12 protein-coding genes are annotated in these 17,749 nt (G+C 40.6%); 9 read left to right on the top strand and 3 right to left on the bottom strand.

Annotation, left to right across the window (positions count from 1 at the left end):
* The 8 genes from ezrA to GMD6S_RS06235 all read left to right on the top strand — a co-directional run.
* Nucleotides 1–1,705, top strand: a 1,705-nt coding sequence (gene ezrA, locus GMD6S_RS06200) for a septation ring formation regulator EzrA (RefSeq protein WP_000675037.1), incomplete at its 5' end; no start/stop codon positions are given.
* A 103-nt stretch (nucleotides 1,706–1,808) separates the two neighbouring features.
* Entirely contained in the window at nucleotides 1,809–3,200 is a 1,392-nt protein-coding gene (pgdA, locus tag GMD6S_RS06205) for a peptidoglycan-N-acetylglucosamine deacetylase PgdA (protein ID WP_008293310.1), read from the top strand.
* Nucleotides 3,201–3,281: 81 nt separating this feature from the next.
* The gene (locus tag GMD6S_RS06210) at nucleotides 3,282–4,124 is read left to right on the top strand and encodes an aldo/keto reductase (protein ID WP_000844461.1); all 843 of its coding nucleotides are present in this window, start codon (nucleotides 3,282–3,284) and stop codon (nucleotides 4,122–4,124) included.
* Between the two features lie 289 nt (nucleotides 4,125–4,413).
* Nucleotides 4,414–8,925 carry a S8 family serine peptidase gene (locus GMD6S_RS06215; protein WP_001081927.1) on the top strand — a complete coding sequence of 1,504 codons (4,512 nt, stop codon included), beginning with the start codon at nucleotides 4,414–4,416 and terminating at the stop codon, nucleotides 8,923–8,925.
* Nucleotides 8,926–9,241: 316 nt separating this feature from the next.
* Nucleotides 9,242–9,613 (top strand): GFA family protein, encoded by a 372-nt coding sequence (locus GMD6S_RS06220; protein ID WP_000912016.1) that lies wholly within the window; start codon nucleotides 9,242–9,244, stop codon nucleotides 9,611–9,613.
* Nucleotides 9,614–9,648: 35 nt separating this feature from the next.
* The gene (gene glyQ, locus GMD6S_RS06225; RefSeq protein WP_000038733.1) at nucleotides 9,649–10,566 is read left to right on the top strand and encodes a glycine--tRNA ligase subunit alpha; all 918 of its coding nucleotides are present in this window, start codon (nucleotides 9,649–9,651) and stop codon (nucleotides 10,564–10,566) included.
* A 211-nt stretch (nucleotides 10,567–10,777) separates the two neighbouring features.
* Entirely contained in the window at nucleotides 10,778–12,814 is a 2,037-nt protein-coding gene (glyS, locus tag GMD6S_RS06230; protein WP_000164745.1) for a glycine--tRNA ligase subunit beta, read from the top strand.
* A gap of 42 nt (nucleotides 12,815–12,856) precedes the next feature.
* A complete protein-coding gene (locus GMD6S_RS06235; RefSeq protein ID WP_000371300.1) occupies nucleotides 12,857–13,114 on the top strand; it encodes a DUF896 family protein in 258 nt (85 codons plus the stop codon).
* An 84-nt stretch (nucleotides 13,115–13,198) separates the two neighbouring features.
* Here the strand turns inward: GMD6S_RS06235 and GMD6S_RS06240 are convergent, their stop codons facing one another.
* Genes GMD6S_RS06240 through GMD6S_RS06250 form a run of 3 tightly spaced genes read right to left on the bottom strand, consistent with a single transcriptional unit; the run spans nucleotide 13,199 to nucleotide 16,011 of the window.
* Nucleotides 13,199–14,440 carry an NAD(P)H-dependent oxidoreductase gene (locus GMD6S_RS06240; RefSeq protein ID WP_000673675.1) on the bottom strand — a complete coding sequence of 414 codons (1,242 nt, stop codon included), beginning with the start codon at nucleotides 14,438–14,440 and terminating at the stop codon, nucleotides 13,199–13,201.
* 17 nt (nucleotides 14,441–14,457) lie between these two features.
* Nucleotides 14,458–15,063: an NADPH-dependent FMN reductase gene (locus GMD6S_RS06245; RefSeq protein ID WP_000915931.1), complete on the bottom strand. Its 606-nt coding sequence runs from the start codon at nucleotides 15,061–15,063 to the stop codon at nucleotides 14,458–14,460.
* An 18-nt stretch (nucleotides 15,064–15,081) separates the two neighbouring features.
* Nucleotides 15,082–16,011, bottom strand: coding sequence for an FAD:protein FMN transferase (locus tag GMD6S_RS06250; protein ID WP_025171822.1), 930 nt, complete (start codon nucleotides 16,009–16,011; stop codon nucleotides 15,082–15,084).
* 307 nt (nucleotides 16,012–16,318) lie between these two features.
* Here GMD6S_RS06250 and nox point away from each other — a divergent pair, with 307 nt between their 5' ends.
* Nucleotides 16,319–17,698: a H2O-forming NADH oxidase gene (gene nox / locus GMD6S_RS06255; RefSeq protein WP_000036762.1), complete on the top strand. Its 1,380-nt coding sequence runs from the start codon at nucleotides 16,319–16,321 to the stop codon at nucleotides 17,696–17,698.
* The last annotated feature ends 51 nt before the right edge of the window (nucleotides 17,699–17,749 follow it).

The raw sequence follows: 17,749 nt of genomic DNA on the forward strand, positions 1-17,749 counted from the left end.
TCTAATGGTTGCAATTGCAGTCATTCTGATCTTAGCTTATGTAACAGCTATCTTTTTACGTAAGCGTAATGTAAGCAGATTAACGGCCCTTGAAGAAAGAAAAGAAGAACTCTACAACCTTCCTGTAAATGATGAGGTTGAAGCCGTTAAAAACATGCACTTGATTGGTCAAAGCCAGGTGACCTTCCGTGAATGGAACCAAAAATGGGTTGATTTATCTCTGAACTCATTTGCTGATATTGAAAATCACCTCTTTGAAGCTGAAAGCTACAATAATTCTTTCCGTTTTTTCAAAGCTTCTCACAAGATTGATCAAATTGAGAGCCAAATTGGCTTGATTGAAGAAGATATTGCAGCTATTCGCAATGCCCTTTCTGAACTTGAAAAACAAGAATCTAAGAATAGTGGCCGTGTCCTTCATGCTTTGGACTTGTTTGAATCCCTTCAACATACTGTTGCAGAAGACTCGGAGAAATATGGGAAGGCCCTTCCTGAGATTGAGAAACAATTGGAAAACATCCAATCTGAATTCTCTCAATTTGTTACCCTAAATTCATCAGGTGACCCGGTTGAAGCGGCAGCAATTCTTGATTCAACTGAAAATCATATTCTCGCTTTGACACACATCGTTGAGCGAATTCCAGCTCTTGTTGAAACCTTGACAAAGGAACTGCCAGAACAATTGGCAGATTTGGAAGAAGGTTATCGCAAGCTGTTGGATGCCAACTACCACTTTACAGAAACAGATATTGAATCCCGTTTCCAACTTTTGCATGAGTCTTTGAAAAATAATCAAGAAAATATTCGTCAGTTGGAATTGGACAATGCAGAGTATGAAAATAATCGCATCCAAGAAGAAATCAACGCACTTTATGATATCTTCACTCGTGAAATTGCAGCTCAAAAAGTGGTTGAAAGTCTTCTTTCGACATTACCAACTTATCTCAACCACTTGAAAGAAAATAATCAGGTGCTTGTTCAAGATCTTGAACGTTTGACTAAAACCTACCTTCTTCCTGAAAGTGATGGCAATCATGTTCGTCGTCTTCAAGCAGAATTGGCTGCACTTGATACGGCAATCATGGAAGTGACAGAGGATAAAGGTGAGTCAACACAAGCCTACTCTGCTCTTGAAGAACAGTTGGAAATGCTTCAAAGCAACCTCAAGGATATAGAGGATGAGCAAATCTCTGTTAGCGAACGACTTGCGCAAATTGAAAAAGACGACCTCAATGCTCGCCAAAAAGCAAATGTCTATGTGAACCGTTTGCATACTATCAAACGTTACATGGAGAAGAGAAACTTGCCAGGTATTCCCCAAAGTTTCTTGAAACTTTTCTTTACTGCAAGTCATAACACAGAAGATTTGATGGCAGAGTTAGAACAACCGCAAGTGAATATTGAATCGGTTAAACGCGTTCTTGAAATTGCAACAAATGATATGGAAGCACTTGAAACAGAAACCTATGATATCGTTCAATATGCAACCTTGACGGAGCAACTCTTGCAATACTCAAACCGTTACCGTTCATTCGATGAGCGTATCCAAGAGGCCTTCAACGAAGCGCTTGAAATTTTTGAAAAAGAGTTTGACTACCAGGCATCATTTGAAAAAATTTCACAAGCCTTGGAAGTTGCTGAACCAGGGGTTACAAACCGTTTTGTAACTTCATATGAGAAAACACGTGAAGCGATTCGTTTTTAAAAATAGAAGCTTAGAAGATTTCTAAGCTTTTTTCTTTTCCTAAAAAAAGACAGAATCCCTGTTTATCATTGAAATAATAGCCTCGATTTGATATGATGGAAATATGAAAAAAAATAGAGCGAAACGTGTTTCTCACGATATAACGAGAAGGCTATTGCTTTCCCTTGTTGGAATCTTAGGAGTTGCTACGATTTTATTAGGGAGTGCTATTGGTTATAAGCTACTACAAAAGCAATCTTACGAACAAAAAATTGAAGCGCTAAAAAGCGAAAAGGACCAGCAATTCAACTCAGGTAGTCAGAAGGACCATTTCCGAAAAGGTCAAGCTGAGGTGATTGCCTACTACCCTCTGCAAGGAGAGGAAGTCATTGCGTCTGTTAGAGAAAAAATCAACCAGGATATCAAAGAAAAGCTGGAAGATAAAGAGGATTTGGTTTTTTATTATAGTGAGCAGTTGGACCCAGTCTTAAAGGGAGTTGTTGCTCGTAGTATCAGTAAGCAAGTCTACGATTTGTCTGCATCAAAGGTTGAAGAAAAAGAAAAGACTTCTTTAGGGAAAATTTTCTTGACTGAAGATGGGAAAGATTTTGACCTCAGCAAACTCTTCAAAGATGCAAGTAAGGCTAAGGAACTCTTACTGAGTCAAATCAAATCAACTCTAGAAGATAAGAAACTTGACCAGGCAAAAATTGATCAAGTTATAAAGAGCTTCACAGACCAAGAATTGACATCTTGGAGCTTTGATTATAAGGATAGTCAAATCATCCTTTATCCTGCTAATCCAGGGGAGACTTTGGAGGAAATTGCCTTACCAATATCCAGTTTCTTTGATGTATTGGAGTCCTCTTATCTATTAGAAAAGGATACTGAACTTTACCAAGCATACTTTGCTAAGAAAAATAAAAAAGTTGTAGCCTTGACCTTTGACGATGGTCCAAATCCTACTACAACCACGCAAGCTTTGGATACTTTAGCTAAATATGGTGTAAAAGCAACCTTCTTTGTACTTGGTAAAAACATTGCAGGTAATGAAAATCTTCTAAAACGAATGAAATCAGAAGGTCATGTTGTAGGAAACCACAGCTGGAGTCATCCCGTTCTTTCACAACTTTCGCTCGAAGATGCTAAAAAACAAATCACTGATACAGAAGATTTGTTAACTCAAGTTTTAGGATCAAGCTCTAAACTGATGCGCCCACCTTATGGTGCCATCACTGATGATATTCGAAACGGCCTTGATTTAAGCTTCATCATGTGGGACGTGGATAGTTTGGACTGGAAGAGTAAAAATGAGACAGCCATTTTGACAGAGATACAACGTCAGGTTCGCAATGGTTCTATCATCCTCATGCATGATATCCATGGTCCTTCAGTTAATTCTCTACCAAGTGTCATTGAGTATTTAAAGGGTGAAGGGTATACATTTGTGACCGTTCCTGAATTGCTCAATTCTCGCTTAAAAGCTCACGAGATCTATTACGATCGTGATCAATAATTGTTAAAATCTAAAGGGGCAAGTGTTCTGATAATCAGGATTTTGTTTCTTTAGATTTTCTTCACATAGAAAGGAGAAACGATGAAATCTTACAACCTTAATAATGGAGTTTCAATTCCTGTACTAGGATTTGGAACATGGAAAGCTGAAAATGGAGAGGTGGCCTACCAAGCCGTTTTAGAAGCCTTAAAGGCCGGCTATCGTCATATCGATACTGCAGCTATCTATAAAAATGAGGAAAGTGTTGGACGTGCTATTCGAGATAGCGGTATTCCAAGACAAGAAATCTTTGTAACGACCAAACTCTGGAATACCAATCACAGCTATGATGAAGCTCGCCAAGCATTTGAAGAATCAATGGAAAAACTGGGATTGGATTATCTAGATTTGTACCTTATCCATTGGCCAAATCCTAAACCTTTAAGAGAAAATGGCGAATGGAAAACTCGCAATGCTGAAGTCTGGAGAGCGATGGAGGATCTTTACCAAGAAGGCAAAATCCGTGCCATCGGCGTTAGTAACTTCCTCCCCCATCATTTGGATACCTTGCTTGAAACAGCAAGAATCATTCCAGCGGTCAATCAGGTGCGCTTGGCACCAGGAGTTTATCAAGAGGAAGTGGTTGACTACTGTAGAGAGAAAGGAATTCTCTTAGAGGCTTGGGGACCTTTTGGCCAAGGAGAGTTGTTTGAACAGAAAGAAGTCCAAGAAATTGCTGCTAAGCATGGGAAATCAGTGGCTCAAATTGCCTTGGCTTGGAGTTTGGCAGAAAGTTTTTTACCCCTACCTAAGTCAGTGACAGTCTCTCGTATCCAGAGCAATCTCGACTGTTTTGGGATTGAACTCAGCAATGACGAGCGAGAAGTCTTAAAGACAATTTCAGTGACTTCGGGCGCACCTCGTGTGGATGAGATGGATTTTTAGTTTGTAAAATCTATTTATACTGAAATAACAAAGACTAGGAATTTTAAATCCTAGTCTTTTTGTGTATAAAAAATCTAGATTGTTTGTATAATGAAATAATTTCATGGATTGAAATATAGGAACAAATTTAGAAAATATTGGTTTGATGGAGAAAATAACACGAATGATAAAATTAAATAAGTAAGATATATACGTAAATATTACATTTTTGTGACAATTCAGATTTTTGTAAAAATTTATACCTATTTGCGCTATAATAGGTATACTTTAAAGAAAAAGGAGATTATGTATGAATAGACGACAACGTTTTTCATTACGGAAATACAAATTTGGTCTTGCTTCAGTTTTATTGGGAACTGCTTTGGTTTTTGGAGCAAGTCAAGTCAGTGCCAATGAGCAGAGTACAGGTGAAAATCAAGCTCAAACTCAGGAAATTAAGACAGAGCTAAAATACGATAAACACTCAAACTCTGCGACTGACCAAACCAATAATAATGTGATAGCTCCAGTAGTTGGAGAGAAACAAGAAGCTGAAACTTCTAAAGAGGATGCTAGTAAACAAGATGCTAAGGTAGAAGCTTCGGTTGATAAAACTGCTGAAGCCCAAGAATCAGGAAAAGATAGCGCAGTTGCAAAAGAAGTAGACCAAGGTGTCGTTCAAAAAGAAACAACAGTCGCTACCAGTCCAGCGCCTGCTACTGAGAAGGCTTCTAACATAGAGAACAAAGAGGCTCAAGCAACGACAGCTCCTAAAACTACTGGAGAAACAGCAACTACTGAAAAAGAACAAGAAAAAGCTGAGTCTGCAAAACCCAATAGTCTTTCAAGTAATGATATCATCACAGTACCGAAAACTTGGAAGGCTGGTTACAAGGGAACAGGGACCGTTGTTGCCATTATTGACTCTGGACTTGATTTGAATCATGAGGTACTTCGAATTTCGGATCCGTCAAAAGCAAAATTTAAAAACAAGGAAGCCATTGAAGCAGCTAAAAAGGCTGCTGGAATCGACTACGGTAAATGGTATAGTGATAAGGTTGTCTATGCCTATGACTACTTTGACGGAACAGATAAAATCAAAGAAGCAGAAAGAACTTCTCATGGGATGCACGTAACAGGGATTGCAGCTGGAAACCCTGATAAAGAGGCACCAAATGGTGAAAAGGTCTATGGTGTGGCGCCTGAAGCCCAAGTCATGTTTATGCGTGTCTTTTCAGATCGCCAAAAAACGACCAGTTCTGCCCTTTATGTAAAGGCGATTGATGATGCAGTGGCCTTGGGAGCAGATGCCATTAATATGAGTTTGGGATCTAGCACTGGTTCTATGGTGGATGCTGGTTCTGATATTGTGGATGCCATCAAACGGGCTCGTGCCAAGGGAGTTTCTGTTCTTATCTCAGCAGGAAATAGTAATACATTCGGAAATGGTTATTCAAAACCACTAGCTGAAAACCCAGACTATGGCTTGGTTGGAAATCCATCCACTGTTGAGGATTCGATTTCAGTTGCTTCTGTCAACAATAAAACATTGACAACAGCCGTTTTTGAAGTTAAAGGTCTAGAGGGAAATGCCGGCCTTCATAACGGAAAATTTGATTATAATCAACCTGAAGCAGATAAGGACTTTGAAAAAGGAAAAGAGTACGAATACGTCGAAGCAGGCTTAGGTCGTGAAGAAGACTTTGCGAAGTTGGATTTAACTGGGAAACTTGCCCTCATTCAGCGTGGAGCCATGAACTTTTCAGAGAAGATCAAAAATGCACGAAAACACGGTGCAGTTGGTGCTTTGATCTACAATAATGTAGAGGGCGCAAACATCAATATGGCTATTGATGATGAAGCAAAGAAAATTCCTTCTGTATTTATTTCTAAACAGTATGGTGAAGCCTTAAAATCAGGAAACTACAAGATTGTTTTTAATGACAAGATGGATAATCGCCCATCCGATGTAGCCAATCAGCTATCTGACTTTTCAAGTTGGGGAGTGACTACCGATGGACAATTGAAACCGGACGTGACAGCTCCTGGCGGCAATATTTACTCATCCTTTAATGACAATACCTACGGTAGTATCAGCGGAACCAGTATGGCGGCTCCTCACGTTACGGGTGTTGCAGTTCTGGTTAAGGAATACCTTCAAAAACACCATCCAGAATTGACTCCTGAGCAAGTATCAGAGACTGTCAAGGCCTTGATCATGTCAACTGCAAAACCACATGTTAATAAGGACACAGGCACTTATACCTCTCCTCGTCAGCAAGGTTCTGGTATTGTGGATACAGCTGCTGCAGTTTCAACCGACCTCTATGTAACAGGTGAAAATGGTTATCCAAGCGTGACTTTAGGAAATGTTGGAGATCAATTTACTTTCAAGGTTACTGTACACAACATTTCAGATACTGACCGTACTCTCAAGATGGTAGTGAATACCAATACAGACGAAGTCCAAGATGGAAAATTCACCCTTCGACCTCGAAGACTAACGGAGACAGTCTGGCCTGAAGTGACAGTCAAAGCCCACAGCAGTCAAACAGTCACTGTTAAAGTGGATGCTCGAAAATTTGCTGCTGAACTCAGCAAACAAATGCCAAATGGCTATTTCCTTGAAGGGTTTGTTAGATTTGTAGATCCAGCAGATGATGGGGATATTGTGAGTCTTGCATTTATGGGCTTCCGAGGAGAATTCCAAAATCTCCATGCTGTCGAAAAACCAATTTACAATCTTGTCCGAGAAGGGAAAAATGGATTTTACACGGAAGTAGACAAAGAAAATCCCGCCGTTAACTACTCTAATGATGCTACCTATCTAGCTACCTTGCAAAATGACCTTCTAGTGTCTAAAGGTCAACGCCAAGGACGCCGAATTACCGTTCTTGGAATCGAACAAAATGCTGAAGGTAAGCATGTTCTTCAGTTGGACGAAAAAGGGAATGTCCGTATTGCCATTTCTCCAAATGATGATGGAAACAAAGACCTAGTTGAATACAAAACGGTTGCTTTGAGAAATCTTGTAAATCTTCGGGCTACAGTTTATGCGGCTACGGATACCAAGCATGAACATCCTATTTGGGAGGGCGATGCAAAGGATCTTCGCAAGAATTACTTTGATGGAGACAGTAGAAATCTGAAGAGTTATATTCTAGATAATACCGCTTGGAGAGGTCAGGATTTTGATGGCAATACTGTTGCAGATGGTTTATATGACTATGTTATCAGTTATACACCAGACGTTCCAGGAGCTAAAGAACAACACACAACCTTTAAAATTCAGATTGATACTCAAAAACCTGTCATCACAAGTGGTTATATTCGCTTTAAAGATGGAAACCAAGAATTCGTAGCTCGTAAACCAAAAGATGTGGGTCAAGGCGGTATCCTTTCAGAAAAAGTCTTCTACCTGACACCATTTGACCAGAAAGGGACCATGGTTCTATCTGAGAAAGACCAGTCTGGAACTCGTGCGCTTGAGAACACCCATCTGATTAAGGCCAATGCTGACGGTAGTTATACACTTCCTAAGGATGTTGATAAGGCTAATATTTACTATCTTGTTGAGGACTATGCAGGAAATGTAGACTATATCTCACTTGCCGAACTTGTCCGCGATCAAAATAGTGGTCGAGTGAAAATTGCCTTGAAGGATGCAAAAACAAACCAGGATATTGATACCCTCTACGTCTATCGAATCAAAAATAGCAAGGGACAATATGTTGATGTTGACAAGACAAAAGCGATTCATTTCTTACAGTTTGGTCATTATACAGCAGAAATTTTCAGTTATGACCGAACAGAATTGAAATTTATCAGTGCCTTATCCCAAGAGTTTGACTTGACGGAAGAAAATAGTTTCCAAACCATTACCTTCCTAGCAAATCTCTTAGAATATGCACCGGTATCTGTTTCCTTTAACCAAGCAGTTCCAAAGACGACTACAGTAGTTCTGAAAGGTGAAGATGGGACAAGTATCACTCTTCCTGCTGAAAAATATGGTCAATACGCCTTTGGTAAGAAAGTTGCTACAGGTCGTTATACTGTACAAGTCGCCTTACCAACTGGATACGAACTCCTTGAAGATCTCGTTTCCTTGCTCGTTCAGCCAGGTCGAAATAATGCTTTGCGTCTATCTGTTGTGTCTAAGTTGGCCTTGATTGCTGCGGTAAATCAACAAAAAGAACTGGTAGAAACGTCTCGCTACTTTAATAGTAGTGCAGATAAGAGAAAAACTTATGACCAAGCTTTCCAAGTTGCGCAGTCAGCCTTGTCAAGCAAGTTGAAACAAGAATTGATTGATGGCGTTCTCGCTAGTCTTGAAGCTGCTGGTAAAGCTTTGGATGGAAAAGATTCGAACGTTACAGCCTTGAAAGAAGCTATGAAAGCTTACTATGCAACGACTAAAACTGGACGATATGCGAATGCCAAGGAAAAAGTACGTCGAGCTTATGATCGTGCCTTCCAAGAAATTGCCTTACTAGCTGTAGATCCTAAAGTCAAACAGGATCAAATTGACCAATCTCTCATTGCCCTAGCAACAGCTAAAAGTAAACTGAATGGCAAGGCTACAGACTTCTCTAGTCTAAAGAAACTGGTCAAAGATGAACGCCTTTTCCAAGAAAAGAACGCGAGATTTATCTATGCTGACAAGAAAGAAAAAGCAGCTTATCTTTTAACTTTTAAAGAGGCACAGGAACTCCTTAAAGATCCAGGAGCGAGCCAAGAAGATGTCAAAGATGCCATTACAGCCTTGAAACAAGCCAAGAGAAATCTACATGGCAAAAAACCAAAAGCGAAAAGACATCCTTAAATAGGACTTTCTGAAGCTTTACTATTAAATGAGTCTGGAACTTTGTTTTCAGACTCATTTTTGGTTTACACTAGCTAGAAAATCTGCTATAATACTAGCTAGGAAAGAAAGTCTTATGGCGTTCTTCAGCGATCTTGGGGTAGTGGGAGCCAAGTAGAACAAGGTAAGAAACTGGCGCTTTCTGTCGTATTTTTAAAAACAATGAAGTAATAAATTAGGGTGGAACCGCGTTTTTGACGCCCCTAGTCGCAAGGCTTGGGTGTTGAAATTCGGTTCTTTTTGAATTTCGTCTAATGCCTAAGTAGAAAGGAGCATAATGCTTAAAGGATCTTGTTTATGCAAAGCAGTGACCTACACTTTAGATGAGGAATTGTCGGAATTAGTTTTTTGCCACTGCTCATTCTGTCGGAAAGCAACTGCGTCTGCCTATACAGTGAATGCCAAAGTTAGCAGTAAAAACCTAGTATTGCATGGAAAAGAACAGTTGGTTACCTATAGTTCATCTCCAGGAAAACAACGCTATTACTGCCAGAACTGTCATAGTCAAATTTTCACTGCTCAAGAAAATATACCAGAAATCTGTGCTTTAAAATTAGGTACAATAGACGAATGCGATCAGAATTTACAAACTGTTCCCAAACGTCATATTTTTCAGGATCCAGCTTTTTCTTGGTTGCTTGATGAATAAATCTAAAAAGATAATATAAATTAAAGGAGTAAACAATGTCTAAGAAATTAACATTTCAAGAAATTATTTTGACTTTGCAACAATTTTGGAATGACCAAGGTTGTATGCTTATGCAGGCTTATGACAATGAAAAAGGTGCAGGTACAATGAGTCCTTACACTTTCCTTCGTGCTATCGGACCTGAGCCATGGAATGCGGCTTATGTAGAGCCATCACGTCGTCCTGCTGACGGTCGTTACGGGGAAAACCCTAATCGTCTTTACCAACACCACCAATTCCAAGTGGTTATGAAGCCTTCTCCATCAAATATTCAGGAACTTTACCTTGAGTCTTTGGAAAAATTGGGTATCAATCCATTGGAACATGATATCCGCTTCGTTGAAGATAACTGGGAAAATCCATCGACTGGTTCAGCTGGTCTCGGTTGGGAAGTTTGGCTTGATGGGATGGAAATCACTCAGTTCACTTATTTCCAACAAGTTGGTGGATTGGCAACAGGTCCTGTGACTGCGGAAGTTACCTATGGTTTGGAGCGTTTGGCTTCTTATATCCAAGAGGTTGACTCTGTCTATGATATTGAGTGGGCCGATGGTGTAAAATACGGAGAAATCTTTATCCAGCCTGAGTACGAGCATTCAAAATATTCATTTGAAATTTCGGACCAAGAAATGTTGCTGGAAAACTTTGATAAGTTTGAAAAGGAAGCTGGTCGTGCCTTGGAAGAGGGATTGGTTCACCCTGCCTATGACTATGTTCTCAAATGTTCACACACCTTTAATCTGCTTGATGCGCGTGGTGCCGTATCTGTAACCGAGCGCGCAGGCTATATCGCTCGAATCCGTAACCTTGCCCGTGTCGTAGCCAAAACCTTTGTCGCAGAACGCAAACGCCTAGGCTACCCACTTTTGGATGAAGCAACACGAGCTAAACTCCTAGCAGAAGACGCAGAATAAAGAGAGTGACAGTTTACGAAAATGGGCGAACAGAGTGAGCCTTGAGCCAGTTGCCGTAGTGATGAAGGTATCCTTAGCGAAGCTAAGGATACTAGGCAAAATTGGAGACTTTCGGCTCCAATTTTAGCAATGAAACAACGAAGTTGGTTGCTTGCGTGCCAATCACATAAGGCAAACTGGAAAATAAAAAGATACTTTTCGGAGAAAAAATATGACAAAAAACTTATTAGTAGAACTCGGTCTTGAAGAGTTACCAGCCTACGTAGTAACTCCAAGCGAAAAACAACTAGGTGAAAAAATGGCAGCCTTCCTCAAAGAAAATCGTCTTTCCTTTGAAGCTATTCAAACCTTCTCAACACCACGCCGTTTGGCTGTTCGTGTGACTGGTCTTGCAGACAAACAGTCTGATTTGACAGAAGATTTCAAGGGTCCAGCAAAGAAAATCGCCTTGGATAGTGATGGAAACTTCACCAAAGCAGCTCAAGGATTTGTCCGTGGAAAAGGCTTGACAGTTGAAGATATTGAATTCCGTGAAATCAAGGGTGAAGAATATGTCTATGTTACCAAGGAAGAAGTGGGTCAAGCAGTTGAAGCTATTGTTCCAGGTGTAGTAGACGTCTTGAAGTCACTGACATTCCCTGTCAGCATGCACTGGGCTAACAACACTTTTGAATATATCCGCCCTGTACACACTTTGACAGTTCTTTTAGATGATGAAGAGTTTGATTTGGATTTCCTTGATATCAAGGGCGGTCGTGTGAGCCGTGGTCATCGTTTCTTAGGACAAGAAACCAAGATTCAGTCAGCATTAAGCTACGAAGAAGACCTTCGTGAACAGTTTGTAATCGCGGATCCTCGTGAACGTGAGCAAATGATTGTTGACCAAATCAAGGCAATCGAAGCTGAACATGGTGTACGTATCGAAATTGATGCTGACTTACTGAACGAAGTCTTGAACTTGGTTGAATACCCAACTGCCTTTATGGGAAGTTTTGATGCCAAATACCTTGAAGTGCCTGAAGAAGTCTTGGTGACTTCAATGAAAGAACACCAACGTTACTTTGTTGTTCGTGATCAAGACGGTAAACTCTTACCAAACTTCATTTCAGTTCGTAACGGAAACGCAGAGCATTTGGAAAATGTCATCAAGGGAAATGAAAAAGTCTTGGTAGCCCGCTTGGAGGACGGAGAATTCTTCTGGCGTGAAGACCAAAAATTGGTCATTTCTGACCTTGTTGAAAAATTAAACAACGTCACTTTCCATGAAAAGATTGGTTCTCTTCGTGAACATATGATTCGTACGGGACAGATTGCCATTCTCTTGGCAGAAAAAGCTGGTTTGTCAGTGGATGAAACAGTTGACCTAGCTCGTGCAGCAGCCATTTACAAGTTTGACTTGTTGACGGGTATGGTTGGTGAGTTTGATGAACTCCAAGGTATTATGGGTGAGAAATATGCACTTCTTGCTGGGGAAACTCCAGCAGTTGCGGCTGCTATTCGTGAACACTACATGCCTACATCAGCCGAAGGCGAACTTCCAGAGAGCAAGGTCGGAGCCATTCTAGCCATTGCAGACAAATTGGATACGATTTTGAGTTTCTTCTCAGTAGGCTTGATTCCATCGGGTTCTAATGACCCTTATGCCCTTCGTCGTGCGACGCAAGGTGTGGTTCGTATCTTGGATGCTTTTGGTTGGCACATTGCTATGGATGAGCTGATTGATAGCCTTTATAATTTGAAATTCGACAGCTTGACTTATGAAAATAAAGCAGAGGTTATGGACTTTATCAAGGCTCGCGTTGATAAGATGATGGGTTCTACTTCAAAAGATATCAAGGAAGCAGTTCTCGCAGGTTCAAACTTTGTTGTGGCAGATATGCTAGAAGCAGCAAGTGCTCTTGTCGAAGCAAGCAAGAAAGAAGACTTCAAACCATCTGTCGAATCCCTCTCACGTGCTTTCAACTTGGCTGAAAAAGTCGAAGGAACTGATACTGTTGATCCTGCTCTCTTAGAAAATGAAGAAGAGAAAGCCTTGGCAGAAGCCGTAGAATCACTCGTCTTGTCAGGAACTGCAAGCCAGCAATTAGAACAACTCTTTGCGCTTAGCCCAGTTATTGACGCTTTCTTTGAAAATACCATGGTAATGGCTGAAGATCAGACTGTTCGACAAAATCGTTTGGCAATCTTGTCGCAATTAACCAAGAAAGCAGCTAAACTTGCACGTTTCAACCAAATCAATACTAAATAAAATCTGGTAAACGGATTAAATCTTATCATAAAGGAGAGAAACATGGATCCTAAAAAAATTGATCGCATTAACGAGCTTGCCAAAAAGAAAAAAACAGAAGGCTTAACTTCTGCTGAAAAAGTGGAACAAGCTAAACTTCGTGAGGAGTACATCGAAGGTTATCGTCGTTCTGTTCGTCACCACATCGAGGGAATCAAAATTGTGGACGAGGAAGGCAATGACGTCACACCAGAAAAACTACGCCAAGTACAACGTGAAAAAGGTTTGCACGGCCGTAGTATAGATGATCCTAACTCATAAAATGAAAGGGGTTTGTAGATGATCTACAAAACCCTTTTTTGTTATTAATAAAAAAGAAGGAGCCACTAGGCTCCTTTTGATTTCTTAGTTGCTTGCGCCAGAAGTAGCGTCAGCGCCTCCATGACCTCCGCCGTCAGGAGTATCAGAAGCACCAGAAGTAGCATCTGCGTCTCCATGACCTCCAGCAGCAGGAGCGAATGGGCCACTACCACCTACCAAACGTTGACCAGTTTCTTGTAGGTACCAGTCAAGCCATGGTTGGAAGTTAAAGACGATTTCATTGATACCAGCGTATGATCCGTCAGGATAGTACATCGCTTGGTAGTTGTGGGTGTTGATGACACCTGCAGGAGAACCTGGAACGATCGTGCGGACGTATTCTTGGTTTCCGTTGCGAAGTGTTCCGATAACCCACTCTACGTTCTTCATACGTGCTGGTGGAAGAGAACCATGAACAGTTGACATACGGCTACCTGATTGAGGTGGTACACGTTTAGCAAACATGGTGTCTGGATCTTGGTGAGCGTTGTTGTAGTAGAGGAATTGGTTGTTGTCGTCAGCGTATGTCAATTCAAATGGCATAGCTTTCAAGAACATATCGATTTGGTTAACGGTCAAGATACCGTGGTCCAGTTTGACATAGGTATCACCAGAAACAGCGCCAGTGATTGCTGCAACTTTTTCTACCCATTCTGGATCGTCAGGATCAACTTCTGTAATGGTTGTAGCAATTGGTTTTCCACAATCCAAGTCTTCTGGTTCGATTGGTTTTGGTTTTTTCAATTTCGAAACGACTCCTACGTATTTTACAAAGTTATCTAAGCAAGTTTCAAGGAATTTAACAGTTCCTTCGTTGGTGATGTTTCCATTGTTATCAAAAGCTTCCTTAGCTTTACCAAGAAGGAATTCGTTACCTGGAAGCGTGTAGGCATTGACACCTGGAGCATCAAGGATTTTACGAAGGTGAACTTGGGCACGTGATGTTCCTTGGTCATAGTATGATGCACCCACAATCATAACAGGCTTGTTTTCAAATGGATGAACTTCGTATGAAAGCCATTCAAGTACAGATTTGAGTGAAGCTGAGATAGTGTGGTTGTGCTCAGGAGTGGCGATAATGACACCATCAGCACGTGTAATCTTGTTATACAAGAAACGCAATTGGAAGCTTTCGTCCCATTTTTCGTCTTGGTTAAACATTGGAACTTCGTCGATTTCAAGAACTTCTAATTCAAATTTGAATTTGAAATTGCGACGGATAAATTCCAAGAGTTTGCGGTTATATGATTGATCGTAGTTTGATCCAACAAGTCCAACAAATTTCATTCTTTCGGTCTCCTATCTTACAAATTTTCCCAGTCAAATTCTTCTGCATCTTTGCGAAGCAATTCTTGTGCATTGCGCAATTTTTCAGTAATCTTCACGAAGATACGGAAGTCATCAAAGATGGCATCCAATTTCTTGATGACGTCAAGGTCAACCAAGTCACCACTTGGGTTAAATGCTTGAAGAGAGTGTGAGAGCAAGAATTCATCTGGTAGAACATTTGCCTTAATTTCAGGAGCGTTCAAAATTTGACGAAGTTGCAATTGGGCACGAGATGAACCAAGTGTACCGTATGAAGCACCAGTAATCATGATTGGTTTGTTCAAAAGTGGGTAGATACCATAAGATAGCCAAGCAAGAGCGCTCATCAAAACTGCAGGGATAGAGTGGTCGTACTCAGGGGTACCGATGATGACACCATCGGATGCTTCAATTTTAGCTGCAATTTCAAGAATGTCAGCAGGAAGTTGCTTATCTGCTGGTTTGTTGAAAACAGGGATATCCTTGATTTCAACGAGTTCAATTTCAGCTTTATCAGCAAAGTGTTTTTGCATGTATTGGAGCAATTGGCGGTTTGTAGAACGTTTAGAGTTCGTTCCAACAATGGCAATAAGTTTTAGCATGAGATTTCCTTTCTCTTTTTACATAATACAATTTTGAAGGCCTGAAGAACAAGCAAGGCGTCCTTCTTTGTCGATGAGGATGGCTTCAATACCATCTATACTTTCGACTTGCCAGAGGATAGAAGCGCTTCGCTCTCCGAAAAGGCGTGTTGTCCATATCTCACCATCAACGGATTTATCAGAGATAATCGTTAGGCTAGCGAGATCGGTTTCGACAGGGAATCCTGTCTTACTATCAAAGATATGGTGATAGTCTTTTCCATCTACTGTCAGGTGGCGTTCATAGATACCTGAAGTGACAACGGATTTGTTAGAAGCAGGAATGGTTAGGAGATGATTGCCACGAGGATTTCGCGGATCTTGAATCCCAATCTGCCAGGCTTTCCCTTCTTTGGCTTGGTTATTCCCGATGGTGAGGATATTTCCTCCGAGATTGATCAAGGCAGAGGTGACACCGTGTGCTTTTAAATACTGGGCAACCTTATCTGCACTATAGCCCTTAGCTAAACAACCTAAATCAAGCTTCATTCCTTTCTTCTCTAAAAAGACAGTAGAGCTAGTCGGATCCAACTTGATAAAATGCGGGTCAACTAGTGGCAAGACAGCTTCGATTTCTTTAGAGTCTGGAAGCCGTGCATCTGCAAATCCGATTCGCCAGGTTTGAATCAAGGGACCAATACTGATATTTAGATGGCTAGACGGAGCTAGGCTATGCTCCAGTCCAAGAGCAATCAGTTCAAACAGGTCAGGATGAACCTTAACAGGTGCGATTCCAGCTTGGTAGTTGATTTCCATCAGTTCGGATTCTTGACTGTTGGCGTTAAAGCGGTATTCGAGTTCCTTGAGCAAATCAAAGGCTCCTTGAAGTAGGCAATCAGCCTGTTCACCTACTAATGAAATCGTAATCGTTGTTCCCATTAGCCGTTCAGAACGTGAATGAAGAGGCAAGCTACCAGCTCCTTTCTCTTTATAGGAAATCATTCAATATAAGGTCGTTAAAGAAAAATTAAACCCCTTACATTTTCTTTCCATGTATCTAGCATATCATAAAGTCAGCGTTTTCACAAATGAATTTTGACAAAAAGTCAAGAAATATGCTCAAAACTAATATGAAAGCGATAGAAAAATTGGATTTATCAATGTTAAGTGTATTTTTTTCTGAAAAAAAGAGAATTCTGAGCAAATATCTTGTAAACGCTAACAGTAAATGATATACTAGAAAGGTAAATCAAAAATTAAAGGTAGGAATTTTTCTATGAGTAAAATCGTTGTAGTTGGTGCTAACCACGCTGGTACAGCTTGTATTAATACGATGTTGGACAACTTCGGACATGAGAACGAAATCGTAGTATTTGACCAAAACTCAAATATTTCATTCCTTGGTTGTGGAATGGCGCTTTGGATCGGGGAACAAATTGATGGCCCAGAAGGTCTCTTCTACTCTGATAAAGAAAAATTGGAAGCAAAAGGTGCTAAAGTTTACATGAACTCACCAGTTCTTTCAATTGACTACGATAACAAAGTTGTGACTGCAGAAGTTGAAGGTAAAGAACACAAAGAGTCTTATGATAAATTGATCTTTGCAACTGGTTCAACTCCAATCTTGCCTCCAATCGAAGGTGTTGAAATCGTTAAGGGTAACCGCGAATTCAAAGCGACTCTTGAAAATGTACAATTTGTTAAATTGTACCAAAACGCTGAAGAAGTTATTGAAAAACTTGAAGACAAGAGCAAACACCTTGAGCGCATTGCCGTTGTTGGTGGTGGTTACATCGGTGTAGAACTTGCTGAAGCTTTCGAGCGTCTTGGAAAAGAAGTAGTGCTTGTAGATATTGTAGACACTGTCTTGAACGGCTACTATGACAAAGACTTTACTCAAATGATGGCGAAGAACTTGGAAGACCACAACATTCGCTTGGCTCTTGGTCAAACAGTTAAAGCCATCCAAGGTGATGGAAAAGTTGAACGCTTGGTAACAGACAAAGAAACATTTGATGTGGATATGGTGGTTCTTGCTGTTGGCTTCCGTCCAAACACAGCTCTTGCTGACGGTAAGATTGAACTCTTCCGTAACGGTGCTTTCCTTGTAGATAAGAAACAAGAAACATCTATCCCAGGTGTATACGCTGTTGGTGACTGTGCAACTGTTTATGACAATGCTCGTAAAGATACAAGCTACATCGCTCTTGCATCTAATGCTGTACGTACTGGTATCGTTGGTGCTTATAACGCTTGTGGTCATGAATTGGAAGGAATCGGAGTTCAAGGATCAAACGGTATTTCTATCTACGGTCTTCACATGGTTTCGACTGGTTTGACTCTTGAAAAAGCCAAGGCTGCAGGCTATAATGCAACTGAAACTGGCTTTAACGATCTTCAAAAACCAGAATTTATCAAACATGACAACCACGAAGTTGCCATCAAGATTGTCTTTGACAAAGACAGCCGCGAAATCCTTGGTGCGCAAATGGTTTCACACGATTCTGCTATCAGCATGGGAATCCACATGTTCTCACTTGCTATCCAAGAGCATGTAACCATTGATAAATTGGCTTTGACAGACCTATTCTTCTTGCCACATTTCAACAAACCATACAATTACATCACAATGGCTGCACTTACAGCTGAAAAATAACAATAGCTGAGCTATCTGGCCTTAAGTTAAGGTCAGATAGTTTTTTAGTTA

This window comes from Streptococcus sp. GMD6S, from assembly GCF_000297015.1.